The following is a 1,562-nucleotide window of genomic DNA, read 5'->3' on the forward strand; positions in this document are numbered from 1 at the left end:
CAATGTCATTAACTTTAGCAAAGAGCAGAAATCGTAAGCATTTATAAAACTATGATTCCTGCTTTTTGTTTGTATATGGGCATACTTATCCCCTTCTCTTTGTACTCGTATTTTTTAGCTCAGTACGCTCTTTTATGGGTATTCGAATATTTTCCTGCTAATTGCCCTTTCGTTCTGGTATAATGCCGATCAGGACGAATGGGAACAAGATTTTTACTGATATCTTCATATATTTGCTGAAATAACATATTTTTCTTTTGACCATCCGTTTCAAGAAGTATATAAATCAGATCATTTTTTAAGATTCCAATACTAACAGTCTGATTGATCATCATTTTATGTTTTCTGTTCGCTTCTTTCTGATCCAGTTCACGCTCTGCATCTAATATGATATCTTCAACTAAATTGCTCAGATATATAGTGCTGTATATATCTTGTAATAACAGAATAGGTTTTGTTCCTGTAAAATTCTCTAACTGTAACCGACTCTTTAGCGTTTCATACGCAGTCTCTATCCCCCACCTCATATGATATAATTCTTTTATTTCTTCTGTATGAAATTCAGTTTGTGAAAGATTTGTAGCCAAAACTTCTAAACTTCCGTTTTCTAATAGGATTTTTACCATACGCAATGAAATTTCACCTAATTCTTTCATACGTTCTCCATCTGGCGTTCCCTCGTAATGTCTGATTCTTGACTTATCAAGTTTTATTTTAACTAGCTGATCCTTTTCTATTAAACTGTTTTGCTCTTTTTTGTAATCACTGCTTTTTAAACGTACGATAAATTTAATATCCTTATCCATCATATGTATAAACGCTGGCGTAGAAGGATAGCCTCTGTCCATGATAATAACATAGGGAATGCTGCCTATTGTTTCCGGTATTCGCTCCATCTGTTTTTCGGCCAGGCGCATTTCATTAAATTTCACCTTATTACAGTCACTTTCCAGTATCATACGATTCATTACATCATAAATACAGCCTAATCCTATTTGAGCTTGGGGCTTTGTGTTTTTCCGGCTTGCAGAACCATATAGTTTCAGTGTTTCAGCAGTGGTAGGAATATTAATATCTGAGCCGTCAGCGGCTAATATTAAATGATCTTTGTAAGTTGAAAAGGTGGAATCTGCATAAAAGTTACGGTTATGATATTTATATAATTCTAAAAAAGCATCTGGATTAAGTTTCATACGCTGTTTCAGATATCCTGGTTTTGAAATAGACACACCAGGATGAGCAAGTTTCATATAATTTCTCAGTTCCAATGCCAACGTCAACCCCTTTCTGTTTATCATCGTGAAAAGAAGATCCTGAAGAGGCATTTTTCGAATTCTGGTAAAATAATTTTTATTACCTGATCGGCAAAATGCCTTAAATTCATCAGAAGTCATTTTTTCTATATCCATGAATATACGTTTCTGAGAATGCTTCATGCATAATCACATCCTTTTTTGAGCAGGTTCATGGCTTCTTTTTACAATATAAGCATATCAAAAAAAGCAGAAGATATCTAATCCATTTCGGAATAAATATCTTCTGCTTTTAAGTTAATGACATTG

General features: G+C 33.7%; 1 protein-coding gene. It reads right to left on the reverse strand.

Annotated elements, in window-relative coordinates; genetic code table 11:
• Window positions 1-119: 119 nt before the first annotated feature.
• Window positions 120-1,409, reverse strand: coding sequence for an IS4 family transposase (locus tag DW965_RS18625; RefSeq protein WP_238033145.1), 1,290 nt, complete (start codon window positions 1,407-1,409; stop codon window positions 120-122).
• Window positions 1,410-1,562: the final 153 nt, after the last annotated feature.

The sequence above is a fragment of the Blautia sp. AM47-4 genome (assembly GCF_003479865.1).
Taxonomy (GTDB): Bacteria; Bacillota; Clostridia; order Lachnospirales; family Lachnospiraceae; genus Fusicatenibacter; species Fusicatenibacter saccharivorans.

Bases quoted from the DNA above. Each gene is read 5' to 3' on its own strand.
- DW965_RS18625 (WP_238033145.1), bottom strand. From the start codon at position 1,409: ATGGATATAGAAAAAATGACTTCTGATGAATTTAAGGCATTTTGCCGA.